Below are 19920 nucleotides of genomic sequence, written 5' to 3'. Positions count from 1 at the left end.
GCGGGGCACTCTGGCCGTCCGCTTTTTTTACCGTCAGGGAAGGGTGCGCTTCCATCGGGGCCTGCCGCGCCCGCTCCTGAGCGTGGGCCTCCCGGTAGAGCACATAGGCCCGGGCCACCTTCTGCTCCTCCGCCCGCATCAGGGCCAGTTCCACATGATCCTGAATGTCTTCAATGTGGACCTTGCCGCCAGCCTTCAGACGTCGGCTGATGGCCTGCACCACCTGGGCGGTCACCCGTTGCACGGCATCATGGATATGGGCGGAACCGGCGGACTGGTCACCTTCCACTGCCAGAAAGGCCTTGGTGACGGCGACGCTGATCTTGCTGGCATCGAAGGACACCAGAGTGCCATTACGTTTGATAACCTGAAGGGACTGGGTATCGGCTGGGGCCTGAGGTTCGGCGAGGGCGTGGGCAGACATGGGACTTCTCCTTTGAAACGCGTGGGTCTGGCCTTCGCGTTTTGGCAGGAGATTTTTGGGCCATGGAGTCCAGGGTCCTTCGACAAGCTCAGGACGAACGGGTGGAGGAGAGAACGACTAAGTCCTTTCCGTTCACCCTGAGCCTGTCGAAGGGTCGAAGGTCCCTGGATTCCGTGGCTGATAAAAAGCCTCGCTGCTCACCTTTTAAACGCGAAGGTGCAGTTCTCTGTCCATGGCAGGTCTTCGGACTCAGGGGCGTGAACCATTTGGTTCGGCCTTGCGGGCGACTTCCCGGCGGGTGCCAGTGTCGTGATGCCCGTTCGTTCCCCAATACCGCTGCGCGTCAGTTCCGGAGTTTCACCGGATTCCCGATACCCGTAGACTGATCAAGATTCAGTCACTATATCTGGTATGCAGCCAAGGACTTCAACACTATATACAGTAAATATTCGGCTAGCAAGGCACTAAACCTTATCTTGCGTGTCTATCCACAATACGATTATCCGGGAGTTTTTGTGATGCTTCGCTACCTGCTTTCCACATTATCAATTGCCCTGCTTCTCAGCCTTCCGGCTCAGGCGCAACAAGCCACAATACCGGCGTTTTCAGAACTGGAATCGCTGGGATCAGACTACGGGTGGGAGCCACTGATCTTTCCCAATATTGATCAGCACAGTCGCTATGAGCTGGTCACGGAGGACGACCAGCAGGTGGTGAAGGCCACCACCGGCGGCGGTGCCTCCGGGATGATTGCCCGGCTGGCGCTGGATCCCGGCGACAGCCTGATCCTGCGCTGGCGCTGGAAAGTTTCCAACGTTTTTGAGCAGGGTGATGCCCGGCGTAAGGATGGCGACGATTACCCTGCCCGCATCTACGTGGCGTTCCGCTTTGAACCGGACAAGGCCGGCTGGTTTGAGCGGGCAAAGCGGCGCACGGTGTCTGCCCTGTTCGGTGAGGAGTTGCCCGGCAATGCCCTCAACTATATCTGGGCCAACCGGTTGCCAGAGGGTGAATTGGTGCCCAATCCCTACACCGACCATACCATGATGCTGGCGGTCAGTTCGGGCCAGGAACAGGTGGGTGAGTGGGTAACCATTGAACGGGATATCGTGGCGGATTATCGGCGGGCGTTTGGTGCGGAGCCGCCGGCACTGGTAGGCATTGCCATCATGTCGGATTCCGACAACACCGGCGAATCCGCCACCGCCTGGTATGGGGATATCACGCTGAGCAGGAACTGATCGTCAGACCAGTGAAAGGTCAGGCACTATAGCGGAAAGCCCTCCATTAACCGGTGGTCGTCAAGTTTCGGCAGCGGCTCCAGCTGACCTTTCTCTGCCAGGCTCTGCCAGGCGTCATCAAACGCCTGCCGCCAGCGGCTTGCGTCACCACCGGCGATCGAAAACAGCCAGGCCGCCTCGCGGACCCACATGGGCACGTACAGAACATCGTCAACAGGATTGAGTTTCAGGGCTTCCAGCATGGGCTCCCGGTAACCCAGCACATAGTCACCCCGATCCCGCTTCAGCATCTCCACGGCGGTGTTGTGATTGACCGTGCCCGTGCTGCGATAGTCTTCGGCTTCGTCGAGAAACCGGGCCAGGCCCGCGTAGTTGTAACCGGTTATCCGGATCAACAGGCGTTGCTTCAGGTCCTCAAAATGCTCCGGCCCCGGTACATGACTGCGGTGCCAGACGCCGTACTCCACCCGCAAGGGACGGCTCCGACTCTCCAGCACAGAATCGGCCACGGCCGGATTGTTGGCAAATCCCTGCCACAGGTCGATAGCTCCGATTTCCAGAAAATAGTAAACCCGGGCGGTGGGCAGGTGCAGGAATTCAAGTCTGTAACCGGCCTCGGTGGCAACCTGTCTGGTGAGCTCGACAAAAAGTCCGGCAGGCTCTCCGTTGGCGTCGCGAAACTGATAGGGGGGAAAGTCCACGTAACCCACGGTCAGCACTCGGTGCTGAGCATGGGCACAACAGGAAATCATCAATATCCCTATAAAAAGCAGGTATCTGGCCATTCAACGTCCCTATTCTGTCAGCCACTTGTCACAGATCGACCAGCCCTATTATAGACGCCTCAGAGAATACCTGTAGCAGGCCGTTTTACCGGCCTGCTCCGAGTCTCTATAAAGGGAAAACAACGGCTAACAAACCCACCACTGACATAACCACCGTGTAGGGAAACGCCATCACCACCATGCGGCCGTAGGAAAGCCGGACCAGGGGCGCGATGGCCGATGTCAGCAGGAACAGGAACGCCGCCTGTCCATTGGGGGTGGCCACGCTGGGAAGGTTGGTACCGGTATTGATGGATACCGCCAGGTTCTCAAAATGCGCCTGGGTAATCACACCGGCGTCCAGGGCCTGGCGGATTTCGCTTATGTAGATGGTAGCGACGAAGACGTTATCGCTGATCATGGAAAGCAGACCATTGGCGATAAAGAACATGGCCGGCTGCTGATCCATCGGCAGCGTCAGCACAAAATCGATAATGGGCTTGAACAGGTGCTGCTCATGAATCACCGCCACGATGGCAAAGAACACCACCAGCAGTGAGGTAAACGGCAGGGATTCCTGAAACGCCTTGCCGATCTGGTGCTCATCGGTCACTCCGGTGAACGAGGTAATCAGAATGATCACCAGCAGTCCGATCAGACCCACCTCCGCCAGGTGAAAGGCCAGACCAATCACCAGAATACCGGCGGCTATCGCCTGAATCCATAACGCCGCCTGATCCGCTTTAGTGCGTTTTTTGCGCTCGTTATCCGCGAATTCTTCCAGAACCTGGCGCACCGGCTTCGGCAAACGGGCACCGTAGCCAAACCAGCGGCGCTTCTCCAGAATCCAGCACATGGTCAGGCCTGCCAGCAGCACCGGTATGCTGACGTGCATCATCGCCAGGAAGAATTCGGCAAAATCCCAGCCCACGGTTTTCGCAATCAGCAGGTTCTGGGGCTCTCCTACCATGGTGCAGACGCCACCAAGTGCCGTACCAATGGCTCCGTGCATCAGCAGGCTACGCAAAAAGGCGCGGAACTCCTCCAGATCTTCGCGATGCAGCTCAATCACGCTGTCGTCGCTACCTGCGTTGTGGTCGCCGTGATGGTAACCCTTGCCGGACGCCACCTTGTGGTACACCGAGAAAAAGCCCACTGCCACACTGATGATAACCGCGGTTACCGTCAGGGCATCCAGGAACGCCGACAGCAGTGCCGCCGCCGCACAGAACAGAAGCGAGAGCGCAGACTTGGAACGAACGCCCACCAGAATCTGGGTAAAGGTCACCAGCAGCAGTTCTTTCATGAAATAGATGCCTGCCACCATGAACATCAGCAGCAGAATCACCGGAAAGTTGATGAGCAGTTCGTGGTAGACCGCTTCCGGCGAGGTCATGCCAATCAGCAGGGCCTCCACCGCCAGCAGTCCCCCGGGTAACAGCGGGTAACACTTCAGGGCCATGGCCAGGGTAAAAATGAACTGAGCCACCAGAACCCAGCCTGCCAGCGCAGGGCCGAAGATCCAGACAATGATCGGATTAATGATCAGGAACAGCAAAATCAGCTGTTTATACCAGCGGGGAGCGTTCCCCAGAAAGTTGGCGGCGAAACCGCCCATAACGGTGGAGGGCATCTTCAGGTTTTCACTTGTCAGGGTAAAGAGCGGGTGCGAGAAAGCGGGCGGATTTTACCAGAATTCTGGCGTAACACCCTGCTGACTACTCATTTTTTGATCGGCGTCATGTTGTCGCACCAGTTTGGGGGATGCGCACCAAAATGGCGCAGCCTAACGCACCGATAACTGACCCGGAATCCCCAGGAACGATAGGAAACAGCAGGTTAGAGGTGCTGGCATGGCTCTTGTAAGGGTAAACGCCGTAAGCACGCAGCGAGAAGTCGGTTACTGAAACCACCATCAAAGCGCGACAATCTGACAAATGGTCAACTAGGGTTCCGGTCTGCCAACAAACCAATGCAGACGACTGGTCCGAGAGTTGACGGCCTTTTCCAAGGCTACACGGCGGGACAAAAGCCCGGGAGACTCGTTCAGTTACTGACGCCTCTCGTTATTTTGAAAACCCAGCCAAGAGGAAAAGGTCATGTTGCAGTCTGCGACTCCCCTCTACGAAGATCTGATTCCCGGCGGATCTCACTGGTCCTTTATCATGCGCCGCGGCCATGTGCTGCGCATGATCGATGAAACCGGTGGGGGCAGCGTCGGCATGCTGATGTACAATCCCGAGAATCCGCTTGAACGCTACAACATGCCGGACACCCTCAAGAATCAGCACACCTTCAGGCTCACCCGTGGCCATGTGCTGCTTTCCGACATGGGCCGAGTGTTTGCCTCCATCATTGGCGACGACCTGGGCTGGCACGATACCGTCAGCGGCACCAGCAACGCGACGTTGGTGGAAACGCGCTGGGGCAGAAAGACCTATCAGGACGCCCACAATCACTATCATCGCAACGGCTTTACCAGCTTCCTCAACGAACTGGCCAAGTACGGTCTGGGCAAGAAAGACCTGACCGCCAATCTGAACTGGTTCAGCAAGGTGCAGACCGATGACGACGGCAACATGGCGTTTGTCAGCGATCACTCCCACGCCGGCGCCACCGTAGATCTGCGCTTCGAGATGGACACCATCGTGGTGCTGCACACCTGCCCGCACCCGCTGAATCCGGCCAAAGACTACCCCTCTCATCCCGTGCGTTATCAGCTCTTCAAGGCGGCCCCGGTAACCGATGCCGACCTGTGCAAGACCTCGTCACCGGAGGCCACCCGCGCCTTCGCCAATAACGCCCTGTATCACATGATGCAGTAACAGGAGGCCGGATATGATCAGGCAAAGCACCTTGAATGCAGACCAGGCCAGCTTCCGTGAAACCGTGCTGGCCGGTGACTATTTTCTGAAAGTGGTGAAGGCCGGCGAGACCGTCCGCATTCTGGACCTGGAGGGCAACCAGGCCGCCGACACTCTTTTCTACAACGCTCACAATCCGACCGAGCGCTACAGCGCGGTGGACACCATTCGCGAGCAGGGCAACGTCTACCTGACCGCCGGCTCCAAGCTGATATCCAGCGAAGGCAATGTGATGCTGGAGATCACCGCCGACACCTGCGGTCGCCACGACACCCTGGGCGGCGCCTGTGCCGCGGAGAGCAACACCACCCGCTACGCCCTTGAGAAAAAATGCATGCACGCCTGCCGCGACAGCTGGCTGATTGCGGTCACCGAACATGAGGAGCTGGGACTGAGCAAGCGGGACATCACCCACAACATCAATTTTTTCATGAACGTACCGGTAACCGCCGAAGGTGGCCTGACCTTTGCCGACGGCATTTCCGACGCCGGCAAATACGTGGAGCTGAAAGCGGCCATGGATGTGCTGGTGATGATTTCCAACTGCCCGCAGCTGAACAATCCCTGCAACGCCTACAACCCGACATCGATCGAGGTGCTGGTATGGAGCTGAACCAGGCAAGCCATCGAACAGGAAGCCAGCCCCTGACCAAGGTGCTGATCGCCAACCGGGGCGCCATCGCCTGCCGGGTCATCCGCACCCTGCGGGCAATGGGGATCACCTCGGTGGCGGTCTACGCCGAGGCAGACGCCGACTCCCTGCATGTACGTCAGGCCGACGAAACCTGGTCCCTGGGCGATGGCCCCGCGTCCGCAACCTACCTGGATCAAGATCGTCTGTTCCGGATCATCCGCGAGAGCGGTGCCCAGGCGATTCACCCGGGGTATGGTTTTCTCAGCGAGAACGCCGACTTCGCCCGCCGCTGTGAAGCCGAGGGCGTGGTGTTTCTGGGACCCACGCCAGAGCAGATGGAAGACTTCGGCCTCAAACACACCGCCCGCGATCTGGCGGAACAGGCCGGGGTGCCCATGCTGCCGGGTACCGGTCTGCTGACCGGTCTGGACCAGGCGTTGGAAGAAGCGGAGCGCATCGGCTACCCGGTGATGCTAAAAAGCACCGCCGGTGGTGGTGGCATCGGCATGTCCCGCTGTTTCGGGCCGGAGGATCTGCGCAAGAGCTTTGATTCGGTGCAGCGACTGAGCCAGAACAACTTCAGCAACAGCGGCGTGTTCCTGGAAAAGTTTGTGGAATACGCCCGCCATATCGAAGTGCAGCTGTTTGGCGACGGTCAGGGCGCGGTGGTGGCGCTGGGTGAGCGGGATTGCTCTGCCCAGCGCCGTAACCAGAAGGTGATCGAGGAAGCCCCGGCTCCGGGCCTGACCGACGAGGTTCGCCGCCAGATGCACGCCACCGCCCGCCAACTGGGCGAGAGCATCGCCTACCGCAGCGCCGGCACGGTGGAGTTTATCTACGACCCGGACACCACTGAGTTCTACTTTCTGGAAGTAAACACCCGCTTACAGGTCGAGCACGGTGTAACCGAGCAGGTCTACGACGTCGATATCGTGCGCTGGATGGTGGAGCTGGGGGCCGGCACCCTCACCAATCTGAATGAGCAGGCCAGCCAACTGGTACCGAAAGGCCACGCCATTCAGGCACGGATTTACGCGGAAGATCCCAACAAGGACTTCCAGCCCGGTGCCGGTCTGCTGACCAGTGTGTCCTGGCCCGAATCAAATAGTCTGCGTATCGACACCTGGATACAGCCGGGCACCGAGGTGTCGCCGCTGTACGATCCCATGCTGGCCAAGGTGATCGTTCACGAGGCCGACCGGGAAAGCGCCCGCCAGCGGCTGATGCAGGCATTGGATGACAGCCAGCTGTACGGCATCGAAACCAACCGCCAGTACGTGCGCCAGGTGCTGGAAGACCAGCGCTTTGTCGAAGGCCGGCTGTTCACCCGCACCCTGAACGAATTTCACTACCAGCCGGACACCGTGGATGTGATCACCGGCGGCACCATGACCACCATTCAGGATTACCCCGGCCGGATTGGCTACTGGGAAGTGGGCGTGCCGCCCTCCGGTCCCTTCGACAGCTACTCGTTCCGCCTGGGTAACCGCTTGCTGGACAATGTCGAGGGCGCCCCCGGACTGGAAATCACCCTCAAAGGCCCAACCCTCAGTTTTAACCGGGCTACCCAGATTGCCCTGACAGGCGCCCCCATCGAGGCCACCCTGAACGACGTACCCGTGCCTTTCTGGGAAGTAATCGACGTCCCGGCCGGTGCCATCCTGAAGCTGGGCGCCACCACCGGGGCCGGCGCCCGGGCCCATGTGCTGTTCCGGGGCGGCCTCAGCTGCCCGCACTACCTGAATTCCTGCAGCACTTTCACCCTGGGCCAGTTCGGCGGTCACTGTGGCCGCGCCATTCGTGCCGGTGATGTGCTGGCGCTCACCGATGTACCAGCAGCGCCCCCGCGCCGTCTGCCTGAGGACCTGAAGCCGACCATCGGCAAGACCTGGAAACTCCATGTCACCTATGGACCTCACGGAGCGCCGGATTACTTCACCGAACACGACATCGAAACCTTCTTTGCCAGCCAGTGGGAGATTCACTACAACTCCAGCCGCACCGGTGTGCGCCTGATCGGCCCGAAACCGGAATGGGCCCGCAGCGACGGCGGCGAAGCCGGCATGCACCCTTCCAACATTCACGACAATGCCTACGCCGTGGGTACCGTGGATTTCACCGGCGACATGCCGGTCATCCTGGGCCCGGACGGCCCCAGCCTCGGGGGCTTTGTCTGCCCGGTGACGGTGATCAGCGCCGATCTGTGGAAACTGGGCCAGCTCAAGGCCGGCGACAAGGTGCAGTTTGTACCGGTGTGCCAGAACCAGGCCGTAGCCCTGCGGGAAGCCCTGGAAGAATCCGTGGCAACCCTGACTGCGGCCCGCGTCAGCATTCATCCGATTCAGCCCACATCGCCGCTGCTGGCGGAACTGGGCACGGACCAGCACGAAACCGGGGTGGTGTACCGGGCCGCCGGCGACAATTATGTGCTGGTGGAATACGGCCCCATGGAGCTGGATATCCGTCTGCGTTTTCGCGCCCATGCCCTGATGCTGTGGCTCCGTGACCAGGCTCACCCCGCCATTCTGGAGCTGACTCCCGGTATCCGCTCGCTGCAGGTGCATTACGACAGCCAGCACCTGAACCAGCAGACGTTGCTGGACCTGCTGATCGGCGCCGAGAAGGAGCTGGAACAGCAGCCGGAGTGGGATGTGCCGGCCCGTATCGTCCACCTGCCCCTGTCCTGGGACGACGAGGCCTGCCAGACCGCCATTGCCAAATACATGCAGTCGGTGCGCAAGGATGCCCCCTGGTGTCCCAGCAACCTGGAATTTATCCGTCGCATCAACGGTCTCGACAGCATCGAGGTGGTCAAGAAAACCGTTTTCGACGCCAGCTATCTGGTGATGGGGCTGGGGGATGTGTACCTGGGGGCTCCGGTGGCCACCCCGCTGGACCCGCGCCACCGCCTGGTGACCACCAAGTACAACCCGGCCCGGACCTGGACTGCGGAAAACTCCGTGGGCATCGGCGGTGCCTATCTGTGCATCTACGGCATGGAAGGCCCCGGCGGCTACCAGTTTGTGGGCCGCACCCTGCAGATGTGGAACCGCTACCGCACCACCGAGGTGTTCGAGGATGGCAAGCCCTGGCTGCTGAGGTTCTTTGATCAGGTGCGATTCTACGAAGTCAGCGCCGACGAGCTGAAGCAGATCCGCCGCGATTTCCCCAATGGCGACTACCCCATTCGCGTTGAGGAGACCCGCTTCAACCTGAAGGATTACGAACAGTTTCTGGCGGACCACCAGAGCGAGATCGAGGGCTTCACCGGCCAGCGCCAGCAGGCGTTCGATGAGGAGCTGCAGCGCTGGATCGAGTCCGGCCAGATCAACTTCAGCGCCGAGGCGCCCATGGAAGATCTCGGCGAGGACGATATCGCCAACCTGCCCGCCGGCCAGCATGCGGTTGAAAGCCATGTGGCCGGCAACCTCTGGGAGTGCCTGGTAAAGCCCGGCGACACCATTGAGGCCCAGCGTCCGGTGGCGGTGGTGGAGTCCATGAAGATGGAAATAGAGCTGCTCAGCCCGGTCAGCGGGCGGGTGGTGGAAGTCCGCCGCGAGGCCGGCCAGGCGGTGTCACCGGGCACGCCGGTGGTGATCGTGGAAGAACAGGTCGATTGAACCCAACAATATCATCAGCATCGGGCCACGCCCGGGGAGAGCAACATGAAAACACGTGAACTGAGCAAGCGATTGGGAGCCCTTGTGGGCGCCGGCCTGTTGGCCACCAGCCTGTCCTTCAGTGCCAGCGCACAGGAGCGGGATTCCTTCAGCATCGCCTGGAGTATCTACGTGGGCTGGATGCCCTGGCAGTACGCCGATGACAGCGGCATCATGAAAAAGTGGGCCGACAAGTACGACATCGAAGTGGACGTGGTGCAGATCAACGACTACATCGAATCCATCAACCAGTTCACCGCCGGTCAGTTCGATGCGGTGGTGGCCACCAGCATGGACAGCCTCTCGATTCCGGCCGCCTCCGGCGTTGACAGCACCGCGCTGATCGTCGGTGACTACTCCGATGGCAACGATGGCGTGGTGTCCAAGGACGCCGCAACCCTTGCCGATCTCAAAGGCACCACCGTACACCTGGTGGAACTGTCGGTATCCCACTACCTGCTGGTGCGGGCCCTGGACAGCGTCGGCCTGGAAGAACGGGACATCAACGTGGTGAACATCTCTGATGCGGACCTGGTGTCTGCGTTCCAGACCGACGACGTGCGCACCGTGGCCACCTGGAATCCGCTGCTGAGCGAGATCGAAGCCTTTCCCGACGTCACCAAACTGTTTGATTCCAGCGAGATTCCTGGCCATATCAAGGATCTGGCGGTGGTCAACACCGAGGTGCTGGAGCAGAACCCCAACTTCGGTAAAGCCCTGGTGGGCGCCTGGTACGAGGTCATGAGCATCATCCAGTCCGACACCGAGGAAGGCCGCGAGGCCCGGGCCACCCTGGGCGAGAACTCCGGTACCGACCTGGCCGGCTACGAAGCCCAGCTGGCCGCCACCCGGATGTTCTATGAGCCCTCCAGCGCCGTTGAGTTCATCAACAGCGATCAGGCCCGGGACGCTATGGACGCGGTGCGTCAGTTCTCCTTCGAAAAGGGCCTGCTGGGGCAGGGCGCCATGAGCCCGGACTTTGTCGGCATCGAGTTCCCGGACGGCTCCATCATGGGTGATGAAGGCAACGTGAAGTTCCGCTTCGACGACAGCTTCATGCAGATGGCGGCCGACGGCGAGCTTTGAACTGGCCGATACCCCTTTGCCCGGGACTCGAAGGAAGGTCGGATCCCGGCGATTTCATGGCCGTAATGCCTGACCACAGGAGTACCTCATGCGCTTGATCAACCGTCACCCGGGAGCCGTGTCAGCCGCCGTGCTGGGTCTGATTCCGTTCCTGCTGATCATTCTGGCGTACAGCATGGCCTCCCGGGAACGACTGGCCGAAAACCCCAACGACAAACTGCTGCCGGGTCTCGAGCAGATGGTGACGGCCATGGAGCGCATGGCCTTTCAGGAAGACCGCCGCAGCGGTGACTACCTGCTGTGGACCGACACCTTTGCCAGCCTGGAACGGCTAGGCATCGGCATTTCGGTAGCTGCGGTGCTGGCGCTGACCGTGGGCATTCTTAATGGCACTCTGCCCCTGGTCAGGGCCGGGCTGGCGCCGCTGGTGTCGGCGCTGTCGATGATTCCGCCACTGGCCATACTGCCGATCCTGTTTATTGTGTTTGGTCTGGGCGAGCTGTCCAAGGTGATGCTGATCGTTATCGGCACCGCCCCCATCATGATGCGGGATGTGGCCCAGCGGGTACGGGAGCTGCCCCAGGAGCAGTTCATCAAGATCCAGACCCTGGGTGCCAACACCTGGCAGATGGTGACCCGGATGGTGCTGCCCCAGGTATTACCACGGCTGATTGATTCAGTGCGCCTCAGCCTGGGTCCCGCCTGGCTGTTCCTGATTGCCGCCGAGGCCATTTCCTCCACCGAGGGGCTGGGCTACCGGATCTTCCTGGTGCGCAGGTTCCTGTCCATGGATGTGATCCTGCCCTACGTGCTGTGGATTACCCTGCTGGCCATCGTCATCGATCAGCTGCTGCGACTGGCCAACCGCCGGCTGTTCCCCTGGTATAACGCGGGAGGCAACTGATGAGCTTTATTACCGTCGACAAGCTGTGGAAAGAGTACGGCAAAACCGTGGTACTGGAGAACCTGTCGCTGACCGTGGAGCAGGGTGAATTCTGCACCCTGGTGGGCGCTTCCGGCTGCGGCAAATCCACCTTCCTGAAAATGCTGCTGGGCCAGGAACAGGCCACCCGGGGTGAACTGAAACTGGAGGGTGAGGCGTTCCCCCGGGAGCCGGACCGCAACCGGGGTATCGTATTCCAGCGCTACTCGGTATTCCCCCACCTCACCGTCCGTCAGAATGTGTTGATGGGTCTGGAGCTGGAACAGAAACCCCTGCTCGGCAAGCTGTTCGGCAAGGCCCGGCGTGAGGCCCTGACCCAGGTGGATGCCATGCTGGAATCGGTAGGCCTGGGCCATGCCATTCACAAGTGGCCCCACGAGTTATCCGGGGGTATGCAACAACGGCTGGCCATCGCCCAGTCGTTCATCATGAGACCCCGGGTGTTGTTGCTGGACGAGCCCTTCGGCGCCCTGGATCCGGGCATCCGCGGCGACATGCATGAGCTGATCCTGAAACTCTGGCGGGAAACCGGCACCACCATTTTCATGGTGACCCACGACCTGCAGGAGGGCTTCTACCTGGGCACCCGGCTGCTGGTGTTCGACAAGGTCCGTAACGACCCGCAACAGCCGGAAGCCTTCGGCGCCACCATCACTTACGACCTGCCGATCGGCCACACCGACCGCCAGGTTTACGAATCCATTGAAACCTCCGTGTCGCAAACGGCGCGGAACCTGTCAGCATGAGGCCACTGTGAAAACCACCACCATCAACCTCGATATTTCATCCCTGCGCAGCGCCTACCTCAGCGGCGAGCTGACGCCGGGCATGCTGGTGTCCCACCTGCTGGAGCGGGCCACCGAATTTGCCGATCACAACATCTGGATCCATCTGGCCAGCGAACAGGAGCTGGAACCCTATCTGGAGCGCCTGCAGCAAAGCGACCCCGTGGAGCTGCCCCTCTACGGCATTCCGTTTGCGGTGAAAGACAACATTGATGTGGCCGGCATGCCCACAACGGCCGCCTGTGAAGCCTACCGCTATCAGCCGCAGCAGCACGCCGCTGTGGTGGCCGCATTAATCGGGGCCGGTGCCATTCCCCTGGGCAAAGCCAATCTGGACCAGTTCGCCACCGGCCTGGTGGGCACCCGCTCGCCGGAACCCTGGGGCGCCTGCCGCAACAGTTTCGATCCGGATTATATTTCCGGCGGCTCCTCCGCCGGCTCTGCGGTGGCCGTAGCCCTGGGGCTGGTGAGCTTCTCCCTGGGTACCGACACCGCCGGCTCCGGCCGGGTGCCGGCGGCCTTCAACAACCTGGTCGGACTGAAACCCACTCTGGGACGTCTGAGTGTGCAGGGGGTGGTACCGGCCTGTCAGAGCCTGGATTGCGTCTCGATTTTTGCCCGCAGTGCCGACCAGGCCAGTGCCGTTCTGAGCGTTGCGGAGGCCAGCAATGGCTCCGATCCCTGGCAGCGGCCCGCGCCGGTGGGCCGCAAGCCGCTGCCGGAGCATTTCCGGTTCGGTGTGCCTAAATCCGATCAGTTGCAGTTTGACGGCAACGACGGTGCCAAGGCGCTGTTCGAGTCCTCGGTCCGCCAGCTGGAAAGCCTGGGTGGAACCGCGGTTGAAGTGGATTTTTCGCCCTTTATGGAAGCGGCCCGCCTGCTCTACGAAGGCCCCTGGGTAGCAGAGCGCTACCTGGCCACCAGTCCGCTGATCCGCGACAACCCGGAAGCACTGCTGGAGGTTACCCGGAGCATAATCAGCCAGGGCATCAATGGCAGCGCCACCGATGCCTTCGCTGCCCAATACCGGCTGAAGACCCTGAAGCACACGGCGGATCAGGTCTGGCAACAGGTGGATGTGATGGTGACGCCAACCACCCCCACCATCTACAGCCAGGCAGACATTGCCGCCGAACCGGTGGCCCGCAACTCCATGCTGGGCACCTACACCAATTTCATGAACCTGCTGGACTACAGCGCGGTAGCCGTGCCTTCCGGGTTTCTCGACAACGGCCTGCCCCTGGGCTGCACGCTGTTTGCCCCGGCCTTTCAGGATGAGGCGTTATTGAGCCTGGCGGCCCGGCTGCATCCACTGGCCACCCACACCGTGGGTGCCCTTGAAGACCCTCTGACAAGCCTGGCTGTGGACGCCAGCCCAGGCACCATCGACGTATTGGTGTGCGGCGCGCATCTGGAAGGCCTGCCCCTGAACCATCAGCTCACCAGCCGCAATGCCACCCTGGTGGAAGCTACTGAAACCGCTGCAGTCTACCGTATGTATCTGCTGGCCGGCAGGCCACCCATGCGCCCCGGCATGATCCGTGACACGAATCAGGGCATCGCCCTGCCGGTGGAGATCTGGCGGGTGCCGGCGGATCAGTTCGGCAGTTTTGTGGCAGGTATTCCGGCCCCCCTGGGTATTGGCAAGGTCGAACTGGCGGACGGTCGCTGGGTATCGGGTTTTATCTGCGAGCCAATTGGTCTGGAAGGCGCCCGGGACATTACCAGCCCTGAAGGCTGGCGGGGGTTTGTCGCATCACAATAAGCTTCTCGGCAGGCGCCGCAATCAGGCGGGTGCTGCTCGTCTGACCCGGGTATACCTGCGCATCACCCACACCGGGATCAGCGTCAGCACGAACACGCCCGCCAGTATCAGGAAGCTGTCCTGAAAGCCTTTCATGTAGGACTGGAAGTAGATGGCCTCCCGCAGAAAGGCCATGGAGGCATGCCCCAGCTGATCCGGGGTCAGACCCGCCGCCGGGGCCATGCTCTGGTAGCGGGTCAGTAATTCGGCGGTCATGGCGTTGCCGGCGGTCTGGGTATCGGTGATTACACGGGCATGTTCCATGGTCCGCCATTCAAGATTTACCGACAGCAGATTCACCCCGATGGCACCACCAATCTGCCGTGAAAAGTTGGCAGCACCGGACCCCTGACTGACCAATGTCATATCCAGTGCCCGCAGGGAACCGGTGCCGATAGCCGGCATGCCAAAACCCAGTCCGAGGCGACCAACGGTAACCCAGAACACAATCAGCCAGGGCAGCGTGTACACATCCATCAGGCCCAGCATATAGCTGGATATTGCCAGCAACGAGGTTCCAAGAGTAATCACGGCCGGCGCCGGATACCGGTCGGCCATGTAGCCCGCCACCGGAAAAATCAGCGCCATGACCAACCCGGCGGGCATCAGCAAGAGCCCGGCGGAGGTGGCTGTCAGGCCCTGAATCTGCTGCACGAACAACGGGATCAGATAGGTGGAACCAAACAGGCCCGCCCCAAAACAGAATCCAATAGCACAACCGGCAGCAAACCCGGGAATGGCGAACATGCGGATATTCAGCAAGGGATGACGGGTGGTCATCTGCCGCACGATGAAGGCAATGGCCATCATCAGGGCAAACAGGAAGATGCCGACGATGGTCATCGAACCCCAGCCCTGGCGCTGACCATTGGAAAGGCCCCACAACAGACTGACCAGAAACAGGCACAGGAACAGAAAACCGGGCCAGTCGAAGCGGGTCGCCACCTGGCCTTCATCCTTGCCGGGAGCAAAAAACACCGCAAAGCCAATGGCCATCAGGCAGGTGGGCAACGGCATGAAAAACACCGCCCGCCAGCTCAGCCAGTCCACCAGCACGCCGCCCACCGCCGGGCCGATGGCGGGGCCGAGGATCACGCCCAGGCCATAGATACCCATACCCAGACCACGCTGGCGCTCCGGAAACACCTGGAAAATGATGGTCATGGCCAACGGCTGGATGATCCCCGCCATGGCCCCCTGCAACACCCGGGACAGGATCACCAGGTCCTCGTGGGGGCTTATACCGCCCAGTACCGAGGCCAGCATGAACACCACCAGACAACCAATATAGGCGGTTTTCATTCCGAAGGTGTGCAGCGCCCAGGCGCTGACCAGCATGAATGCAGACATGGCCGCCAGAAAACCGGTGGACAGCCACTGGGCGTCGGTCTGGGCGATACCGAAATTACCCATGATGTCCGGAATGGCCACGTTTACAATGGTGGTGGCCAGGGTCATGGACAGGGTGCCCAGCATCACCGTGCAGGTGCCCAGCCATTTGTAGGCCGGGCCGTACTGGGTAAAGAGCTGCTCAGTCGTCGTCGGCATGGACACCCACCTCGACCATCAGCCCCGGACGCAGGCGCGGGTCTGGCTCGTCGAAGGTGATCCGGACCGGAATCCGCTGGGTGGTCTTGGTGAAGTTACCGCTGGGGTTGGGGCTGGGCAGCAAGGCGAACTCGCTGGTGGCGGCGGTGCCGATGCGCTCTACCCGGCCGCTGAAACGGGTGCCGGGGAAGGCATCCACACTGATTTTTACCGGCTGGCCCACCTGAATCTTTTCCAGCTGGGTTTCCTTGACGTTGGCCTCAATCCACAGCTGGCTTGGCTGGTACACCATCATCAGATTCTGGCCGGTCTGGATGTATTCGCCAGGTTCCACAAAGGTGCGGGCCACCACGCCATCAGCAGGGCTTTGAATACGGTGGTCGGTGATATCCAGCTGCAGGCGTTGCTGGCGGGCATCCACTTCTTTCAGACGAGCTTCCAGCGCTTCCAGATCCCGACCCAGCACCTGCTGATTCAGGGTCTGCGCTTCGGCTTCGTTCAGCGCGGCCCTGGCGGACGCCTGTTCCGCCTCACTACGCCGGAAATCCGCCCGGGCACTGTCCACCAGATACTGGGCATCCGCCAGCTGCTGACCGGAAATCAGGTTGTTGCGAGCCATGCCCTGCAAGCGATTGAGATCGGCTCGAGCCTTTTCCAGGGCCAGCTCGCTGCGCTGCAACTCAACCGCCGCGGTTTCCAGGGCCCGGCTGGCCGTAGCAATACGACTGGAATCCACGGCACGAGCCAGCTCCAGCTCCGCCTCCATTTTTGCCCGTTCGCCCGCCAGTGCGGCCCGACTGGCTTCCACCACCAACAGATCCTGACGGACCTGGGCACTGTCCAGCTCAAGTAATAACTGATCGGCGGACACAGGCTGCCCCTCGGTGACCGGCAGGGCAGTGATACGTCCCGGCAATCGCGAGGCCACGGAAATCATATCGGTTTTGATGCGGGCATCGACTACATGAACATGAGTCATGCGGTAGTGAACCCAGCGGCCACCCCAGAACAGGGTGGCCGCTGCAAGGATCACCACGATCAGTATCTTCGCAATCCTGCCGCTGGAACGACCTGGCAGGCGATCAGGGGTTGTGGCCATAAACGTCGTTGACCTTTGGAAAGTCGTTGTTGTTGCTGGTTCTGGTGCCGGACGATGTAACGCAGGCTAATGGATAGGCATCCATTTACGTTAGCAGAAATCCGAGGATTTTGAAACGATTCAGAAACCAGACGTCAACCAAGTCCAAGCCACCCCAGCGTCAACATCGCAACCACCAGATAACGGACCGCCTTGGCGATCGATACCAGCACCAGGAAAGACCAGAGCGGCTCCCGCATGATACCCGCCACCAGAGTGAGCGGATCACCCACCACCGGCGCCCAGCTCAGCAATAGACTCCAGCGCCCGTAACGGTGGTAGTGCAGCCGCCCTCGGGCCAGCTGCACCGGGCTCACTGGAAACCAGCGCCGGTTCTGAAACCGCTGCAGATACAGCCCCAGCCACCAGTTCACCAGGGAGCCCAGTACGTTACCCACCGTCGCCACCAGTAACAACAACCAGAGCAGGTAACGCTCACTCAGCAGCAGCCCCACCAATAAAGCTTCCGAGCCCCCCGGGAGCAGGGTAGCGGCGCCGAAGGCAACGAGGAACATGGAAAGATAGGCGGTCACAACGGGTAAACCTCAGGCCTGGGGTGTGCTCTGGCCCATCATCATACGGTATTCCTGGCAGCAAACCGCACCACAACACTGAACCCAGCGGACCGTAACAAACGCAAACCAGTTTCTAAACCTAAATGTAAATAGTTATTGTTGACAAAGAAGATAGCTTAACTTTAACATCCTCGTCATCTTTTCCTGCTTCTCACCGAGGTCCTACCATGCTGTCTTCCAGGCACGTATCTATCCATACCCGCAATTTCGCGGCCATACCAAGATTTCGTCGCGCCGCTCTGGCAATGGCTATCGCCATGCCAGCAGCCCTGGCTGCGCAACCGGTTGTTGAGTCTGAACGCCAGGCCAGAGTAAGCCAACTGCCTCAGCTCAACGTAGTCGGTGACGCTGAGGCCAACGTTTCCCGGCAGACCGGCGCAGTCTCTCTGGTCAGCAGCGATGACATGGAATCCATTCAGCCCCGCTCCACCGAGGAAGCCCTCAAGCGGGTACCCGGAATTCATATCAAGCCGGAAGAGGAATCCGCCATTGTCGCCAACATCGGCGTTCGGGGTATCAGCTCGGCAGACTACAAAACGCTGATTCTGGAGGACGGCGTGCCCGTGGCACCCGGACTGTTCGTCGGCAATGGCCGCTATTACAACCCCCGCATCCAGCGCATAGATAACATTGAGGTGCTAAAAGGCTCCTCCGCGCTGCGCTACGGTCCCGGTAATATTGGCGGTGTGATCAACTATCGCACCAAGGAACCTCAGGATGGCGTTGCCCTTGAGACCTCCATCGGGTCCTGGGACACCTACAAAACCACTCTGGAGCTGGGGGGCAGTTCACCCAGCCAGGACGGCATCTTCGGAGCGGTCATCAGCTGGGCCGACAGCGACGGCTTCATGGACAAGGGTTATGAAACCACCGATGCAATGATCAAGGCAGGCACGGCGATCGGGGAGGATCAGTGGATCGGTGTCAAGTTCGGCTATACCGAGAACGACGCCAACATTTCCTACCGGGGCCTGTTCCTTGACGAGTACCGCAGAGGCGCAGACGACAACCCTGCACCAGATGATTACTACCTGACCGGTCGTACTTCCTTTGATATCAACCATATCTGGACAGTCAACCGGGATCTGGAACTGGAAACCCTGGTGTACTGGAGTGAAATGTTCCGGGATTACTGGCGTTTCGGGGTAGATGGCGGAGCCTCCGCCGCTCAGGGCTCCTGGGTGTACACCGACAACGTCAACGGCAACAATCGTAACTTTGAGCGGTTCGGCGTCGAAAGTCGACTGACCGCCCGCAACAACCTGTTCAATGTTTCTGGTGAGGCAGAAATTGGCCTGCGCTATATGAACGAAGAGATGGTAGATCAGACCATACTTGCGGTTCGGGATAACCCCCGTACCCCGGATGTTGGCCGTGGCGGCCTCGGTCGTGACCGGGTGGATACTGCAGAAAGCTATGCGCTTTACGCCCAGAACCGTTTTGACCTGAGCCAGCGCTGGGCAGTCACCCCGGGTCTGCGGGTGGAGTATTACGAGCAGTCACGCAAGGACCGACAAGGTGGTGGCACAGCCAGTGCCAGCAACACCGAGGTGATGCCGGGTCTGGGCACCACCTTCCAGCTGAGCCCGGGAGCGCAGCTGTACGGTAGCGTCTACAAGGCGTTTTCACCGGCTCTGAACGGCGACGCCCTGGATGGATTGCAGGACCAGGATCTGGAGGCCGAGACCTCCGTCAATCTGGAGCTGGGTGTTCGCGGCCAGGCAGGTCGTGTGCGCTATGAGGCAACCGCGTTCCGGATGGATTTCAGCAACCAGATTATTCCGGCGAACAGCAACACCAACTTCCAGCGCACCAATGGTGGCGAAACCGTCCATCAGGGACTGGAAGGCTCCCTCGAAGTGGCGCTTGACGGTGGTTTCGATGCGTTCGGTAACGTGACCTGGGTGCCGGACGCCGAGTTCGATGGCGATCGTTTCGCGGCGGATGGCGTAACCGTAACCACTCCGGACGGAAATCGTATTCCTTACACCCCGGAATGGATTGCCAATGCCGGTGTCGGCTATGAGAACGGCGGCCTCCGCACCCAGCTGAGCGCCAACTACACCGGCTCCCAGTTTACCGACGTAGAGAACTCCGGTGATATCCAGGAGAACACCTCCGGCTTCTTTACCGGCAAGGTGGACTCCTACACCACGGTAGACTTCACCACCCGATATGCCGTTAATCGTCAGCTGGAGCTGTTCGGTTCCATCAAGAACCTGACCGATGAACGCTACATCGCCAGCCTGCGTCAGGGCATCTACGTGGGACCGGAAAGATCCTACGAAGCCGGTGTCCGCCTGCAGTTCTGATCATCCTGCTGACAGCGACGTCCAGGAACGGCCCCCCCAGGGGGCCGTTTTCCGGGTCACCCCAGATTCAACCCCACCAAAGGCTCCACCACCGGCCGGTCAACCAGCACCCGCCCATCCCGCACCGATGCCTTCACCGGCTT

At 60.5% G+C, this 19920-nt stretch carries 15 protein-coding genes and 2 riboswitches; of the genes, 9 read left to right on the top strand and 6 right to left on the bottom strand.

Features of this window, described 5'->3' with window-relative positions; genetic code table 11:
• A partial coding sequence (locus AAC035_RS06185; protein ID WP_339801336.1) for an ATP cone domain-containing protein occupies positions 1-424 on the bottom strand: 424 nt, incomplete at its 3' end.
• A gap of 216 nt (positions 425-640) precedes the next feature.
• A riboswitch (cobalamin riboswitch) is annotated at positions 641-844 on the bottom strand.
• Positions 845-942: 98 nt separating this feature from the next.
• On the opposite strand from AAC035_RS06185, the gene AAC035_RS06180 reads away from it, so the two are divergent.
• Positions 943-1665 (top strand): DUF3047 domain-containing protein, encoded by a 723-nt coding sequence (locus tag AAC035_RS06180; RefSeq protein WP_339801334.1) that lies wholly within the window; start codon positions 943-945, stop codon positions 1663-1665.
• 26 nt (positions 1666-1691) lie between these two features.
• On the opposite strand, the gene AAC035_RS06175 is transcribed toward AAC035_RS06180, so the two are convergent.
• Positions 1692-2450, bottom strand: coding sequence for a transporter substrate-binding domain-containing protein (locus tag AAC035_RS06175; protein ID WP_339801331.1), 759 nt, complete (start codon positions 2448-2450; stop codon positions 1692-1694).
• 106 nt (positions 2451-2556) lie between these two features.
• The gene (gene nhaB / locus AAC035_RS06170; RefSeq protein WP_339801328.1) at positions 2557-4062 is read right to left on the bottom strand and encodes a sodium/proton antiporter NhaB; all 1506 of its coding nucleotides are present in this window, start codon (positions 4060-4062) and stop codon (positions 2557-2559) included.
• Between the two features lie 301 nt (positions 4063-4363).
• Positions 4364-4471, top strand: a riboswitch (guanidine-I (ykkC/yxkD leader).
• 57 nt (positions 4472-4528) lie between these two features.
• Here nhaB and AAC035_RS06165 point away from each other — a divergent pair.
• From AAC035_RS06165 to atzF, 7 genes are all read left to right on the top strand, one after another.
• Positions 4529-5254 (top strand): urea amidolyase associated protein UAAP1, encoded by a 726-nt coding sequence (locus tag AAC035_RS06165; protein WP_339801326.1) that lies wholly within the window; start codon positions 4529-4531, stop codon positions 5252-5254.
• Between the two features lie 13 nt (positions 5255-5267).
• A complete protein-coding gene (locus AAC035_RS06160) occupies positions 5268-5906 on the top strand; it encodes an urea amidolyase associated protein UAAP2 (RefSeq protein WP_339801324.1) in 639 nt (212 codons plus the stop codon).
• Positions 5897-9547: an urea carboxylase gene (gene uca / locus AAC035_RS06155; protein WP_339801321.1), complete on the top strand. Its 3651-nt coding sequence runs from the start codon at positions 5897-5899 to the stop codon at positions 9545-9547. The genes AAC035_RS06160 and uca overlap by 10 nt, the downstream gene beginning before the upstream one ends.
• Before the next feature lie 45 nt (positions 9548-9592).
• Positions 9593-10672: a putative urea ABC transporter substrate-binding protein gene (locus AAC035_RS06150; protein WP_339801319.1), complete on the top strand. Its 1080-nt coding sequence runs from the start codon at positions 9593-9595 to the stop codon at positions 10670-10672.
• Between the two features lie 88 nt (positions 10673-10760).
• Positions 10761-11576 (top strand): ABC transporter permease, encoded by an 816-nt coding sequence (locus AAC035_RS06145; protein ID WP_339801316.1) that lies wholly within the window; start codon positions 10761-10763, stop codon positions 11574-11576.
• Positions 11576-12361, top strand: coding sequence for an ABC transporter ATP-binding protein (locus AAC035_RS06140; protein ID WP_339801314.1), 786 nt, complete (start codon positions 11576-11578; stop codon positions 12359-12361). Before AAC035_RS06145 ends, AAC035_RS06140 begins: the two co-directional genes overlap by 1 nt.
• Before the next feature lie 7 nt (positions 12362-12368).
• Positions 12369-14165: an allophanate hydrolase gene (gene atzF / locus AAC035_RS06135; protein WP_339801312.1), complete on the top strand. Its 1797-nt coding sequence runs from the start codon at positions 12369-12371 to the stop codon at positions 14163-14165.
• A 21-nt stretch (positions 14166-14186) separates the two neighbouring features.
• Here the strand turns inward: atzF and AAC035_RS06130 are convergent, their stop codons facing one another.
• The 3 genes from AAC035_RS06130 to AAC035_RS06120 all read right to left on the bottom strand — a co-directional run bounded on the left by AAC035_RS06130 (position 14187) and on the right by AAC035_RS06120 (position 17405).
• Positions 14187-15752, bottom strand: coding sequence for a DHA2 family efflux MFS transporter permease subunit (locus AAC035_RS06130; protein ID WP_339801310.1), 1566 nt, complete (start codon positions 15750-15752; stop codon positions 14187-14189).
• Positions 15736-16851: an HlyD family secretion protein gene (locus tag AAC035_RS06125; protein WP_339801307.1), complete on the bottom strand. Its 1116-nt coding sequence runs from the start codon at positions 16849-16851 to the stop codon at positions 15736-15738. The genes AAC035_RS06130 and AAC035_RS06125 overlap by 17 nt, the downstream gene beginning before the upstream one ends.
• Before the next feature lie 134 nt (positions 16852-16985).
• Positions 16986-17405: a YqaA family protein gene (locus AAC035_RS06120; RefSeq protein ID WP_339801339.1), complete on the bottom strand. Its 420-nt coding sequence runs from the start codon at positions 17403-17405 to the stop codon at positions 16986-16988.
• A gap of 227 nt (positions 17406-17632) precedes the next feature.
• Here AAC035_RS06120 and AAC035_RS06115 point away from each other — a divergent pair, with 227 nt between their 5' ends.
• Entirely contained in the window at positions 17633-19777 is a 2145-nt protein-coding gene (locus AAC035_RS06115) for a TonB-dependent receptor (protein WP_339801306.1), read from the top strand.
• The last annotated feature ends 143 nt before the right edge of the window (positions 19778-19920 follow it).

It is taken from the genome of uncultured Marinobacter sp. (assembly GCF_963974375.1).
In the GTDB taxonomy this organism is placed as follows: Bacteria; Pseudomonadota; Gammaproteobacteria; order Pseudomonadales; family Oleiphilaceae; genus Marinobacter.
The sequence above is the reverse complement of the archived record's forward strand: the minus strand, read 5'-3'. Positions and strand labels throughout refer to the sequence as shown.